Raw genomic sequence first — 3,471 nt, forward strand, 5'->3', positions numbered from 1 at the left:
TTGAACCTGGGCAACGCGACGGGTCACCCGTCGTTCGTGATGTCCAACAGCTTCGCGGACCAGACGCTGGCGCAGATCGAGCTGTTCACGAAGCAGTCGGAGTACCCGACCGACGTGTATGTGCTGCCCAAGCACCTGGACGAGAAGGTCGCCCGCCTGCATCTGGACTCGCTCGGTGTGAAGCTGACCGAGCTGCGTCCGGAGCAGGCGGCGTACATCGGTGTCGAGGTCGAGGGCCCGTACAAGCCGGACCACTACCGCTACTGAGCACGGGTACCAGCCGCTCGTCGGCTGACCGTCTCGCAGGACAGGCCCCCGCACCCCCGTGTCGGGGGCCTGTCCCTTGTCCGCGCACACCGCTGGCTACGGTGGACACGTCCTACGACGCCCGCCCGCCCCGCACGACGGCGGCCGTCACCAGGCCAGACAGAGGACCCCACGAACGCCATGCCCCGCGGCCGTTATTCGCTCCACGATCTGCACGATCACACCCCCCTCGGTGAAGAGCACTTCCAGTGCGCGCCCGGCCCTTCCGGCTGGCGCTACGTAGCGCAACGGACCACCCCCTCCGGCGACCACGCCGGCTCGATCGACCTCGCCCTCGACGAACTCGGCCGCCCCATCCGCCTCGAAGTGAATGCCTCGAGCTGGCAGGTGCGAGGTGCCGCCCTGGACGGCGTCACCTGGGTCCGCACCGACCCCACCGGCACTCACGCCACCGAAGGAAACGCTCCCGCGCACGCGTTCACGGGAACATCCCCCGCGTTCCTCATCGCCACCGCTCGACTGCTCGGTCTCACCCCCGCTTCCCCTCCGACCCGCGTCCGCCTCGTGGCCCTGACCGATCCCGTGCTGGCGCCGCGCACTCTGGACCAGTCCTGGACCTTGCTGAACAGCGAAGCACACGCCACTGACAACGGACCTCTGACCGTGGACGAATACCAGGTCACAGCCCTGGACACGGGGGAGCAGCAGTCGGTCCACATCAGCGGCGACGTGGTCCTCGCGGCCCCCGGCATCGAGCTGGAGGACCTCGAGAACCCGCCGTCGGTATTCCGCTGAGATCGCCGGCTCAGGCCGGCGGAACGAACCCGGTGGCCGGCCCGTCCGAACTTCCGGATCCTGCCGGGGGGTTGTCGACCGGAGCCGGAGCCGGAGCCGGAGCCGGGGCTGTGGCCGGGTACGAGTGCGGGGGCGGGCTCGGCTGGTAAGCGGGGGAGTGGGCCGGCCCCGGCGCAGGTCCAGCCGCAGGCGCTGGTGGAACGGGCGGAGTCGCGTGCGGCGCGGCCCCCGCAGCGTTCGCGCCGAACGCCCGCTGTGCCTCTCGCGACTGCCGCTCATGAGTCACCGCCGCCAGGAACGCGGCGGGCGGCATGTCGGTCGGCACAGGCGCCCCGGTGTGCGCGGCGAGCTCGCCCGCGAGCCGCTCGGCCATTCCCCACCCGACCTGCGGATCCAACTGCCCCATCCGCGTCAGGTACTGCCGCACCGCGAGCCAAAGCCCCTCGGGCACGGCCGAAAGATCCAGCTCGGCGAACCGCCCCACCAGCCACGGAGGGGGAGGCGGCACGAACGCCATCTGCCCGGCCGGCACCCTTTCCCGCACGACGAGGGTCCCGGCGAACACGTCCCCGACCCGGCGGCCCCGCGCAGACACCAGCGAAGCAATGCAGGCCACGACCCCGAAGGTCATGAGGATCTCCACGACCCCGACGGCTCCCCGCACCAACGCGTGCCGGAACCGGATCGGCCCGCCGTCGTCCCGCACGACGCGCAGGCCGCACGCCAGCTTCCCCAGCGACCGCCCATGGCTCAAGGTCTCCACGGCGATCGGAATCCCGACCAGCACCAACAGAAACGTCGCCACCGCGACGGCCGCGACCGCGGCGTCGTCCAGCGACGAGGTGGCAGCCGCGAACACCATGGTCACCGTGATGTAGACGGCGAACGCCACCGCCAGATCGATGAGCACGGCAAGCGCCCGACTCGGCAACTTGGCCGGCCGCAGCTCAAGCGCCACCGCCTCACCCGTCACCAGCTCACTCACGCCGGCCACCCACCCTTCAACGGACTGCCCCAGGAACCGCCAGTCTGCCAAGCTGAAGGCCCATCGCGCCGTATGGGTGCCGGAAAAGCGAGGAGCAGCAGACCGGATGGACCTCGACGTCTTCGTGTCCGCCCACCGAGCCGAGTGGGACCGCCTGGACGCTCTGCTGCGCCGTCGGCGCCGGCTCACCGGCCCGGAGGCGGACGAGCTGGTGAGCCTCTACCAGCGCACTGCCACCCATCTCTCACTCATCCAGTCGAGTGCCCCGGACCCTCGGGTGACCGGCCGCCTCACCCAACTCGTGGCACGCGCGCGTAGTGCTGTGACAGGCACCCGCCGCGCTTCTTGGCGCGACGTGGCGCACTTCCTGACCCACGGTTTTCCGGCAGCGGTCTACAGAGCGCGCCATTGGTGGGTGCCCACCGCGCTGATCTCGACCGCGATAGCCGCGCTCATAGGTTGGTGGATCGGCACGCACCCCGACGTGCAGGCCTCCATCGCGGCCCCCTCCGAGCTCCGCGAGATGACCCGCCCCGGAGGCCAGTACGAGACGTACTACTCGAGCCATCCCGCCGCGTCGTTCGCCGCCCAGGTCTGGACGAACAACGCCCAGGCCGCCGCCATGTGCCTGGTCCTGGGCGTCTTCCTGGGCCTGCCTGTCCTGTGGATCCTCTTCCAGAACATGCTCAACGTAGGTGTGGGCATCGGCCTCATGGCCTCCGTCGGCCGCCTCGACACGTTCCTGGGCCTGATCCTCCCGCACGGTCTGCTCGAACTGACCGCGGTCTTCGTAGCGGCAGGTACCGGTCTCCGTCTCGGATGGACGGTTGTCGATCCGGGCCCACGCACCCGCAGAACGGCCCTCGCCGAAGAGGCCCGAGCAGCCATTGGCATGGCCATCGGCCTTGCCCTTGTCCTCTTCATCTCCGGAGCCATCGAAGGCTTCGTCACCCCCTCCGGCCTCCCGACCTGGGCCCGCATCGGCATCGGCATCGCGGCAGAGCTGGCGTTCCTGACCTACGTCTACGTCCTTGGCGGCCGAGCGGCCCGTGAGGGCGAGACGGGCGACGTGGCCCCGGACGAGCGCAGCGCGCTCCTGCCGACGGCCGCCTGATGTGCGAGCGGCCCTGCTGAGCTGCTAGTCTCCTCTTCGCCCCGGAAAGACCGTTGACACGGACGGAACGGGGAGGTAGATTCGAACAGTTGCCCCGAACTAGACAAGTTCGACCGCAACGGTTAGCATCTAGCGCGCTTCACGAAATTCAATTATTCGAGAAGCCCCCCCGATTAATCGGAAACCCTGAGTCGGTCAGACCGGCCCAAATCTTCTGATAAAGTCGGCACCGCCGAAAGGCAAAGGCCCTCCAGCGGCCACCGGAAATGAATTCCGAACCGGGAACGGAACGGAAAACGGATCTGGTAGG

General features: G+C 69.2%; 4 protein-coding genes. 3 read left to right on the forward strand and 1 reads right to left on the reverse strand.

What is annotated here, in order from left to right; translation table 11 throughout:
- Positions 1–267, forward strand: a 267-nt coding sequence (locus tag ACY34M_RS41785; RefSeq protein ID WP_462723958.1) for an adenosylhomocysteinase, incomplete at its 5' end; no start/stop codon positions are given.
- Positions 268–447: 180 nt separating this feature from the next.
- Entirely contained in the window at positions 448–1,062 is a 615-nt protein-coding gene (locus ACY34M_RS41790) for a hypothetical protein (RefSeq protein WP_462723959.1), read from the forward strand.
- Between the two features lie 10 nt (positions 1,063–1,072).
- Here the strand turns inward: ACY34M_RS41790 and ACY34M_RS41795 are convergent, their stop codons facing one another.
- Positions 1,073–2,047, reverse strand: a complete 975-nt coding sequence (locus ACY34M_RS41795; protein WP_462723960.1) for an RDD family protein — start codon at positions 2,045–2,047, stop codon at positions 1,073–1,075.
- Positions 2,048–2,153: 106 nt separating this feature from the next.
- Here ACY34M_RS41795 and ACY34M_RS41800 point away from each other — a divergent pair, with 106 nt between their 5' ends.
- Entirely contained in the window at positions 2,154–3,161 is a 1,008-nt protein-coding gene (locus ACY34M_RS41800; RefSeq protein ID WP_462723961.1) for a stage II sporulation protein M, read from the forward strand.
- Positions 3,162–3,471 lie beyond the last annotated feature (310 nt).

The sequence above is a fragment of the Streptomyces sp. EDA2-14 genome (assembly GCF_054963755.1).

What these genes read in the sequence shown, in the direction of transcription:
- ACY34M_RS41790 (WP_462723959.1), top strand. Translation starts at nt 448, where the DNA reads ATGCCCCGCGGCCGTTATTCGCTCCACGATCTGCACGATCACACCCCC.
- ACY34M_RS41800 (WP_462723961.1), top strand. Translation starts at nt 2,154, where the DNA reads ATGGACCTCGACGTCTTCGTGTCCGCCCACCGAGCCGAGTGGGACCGC.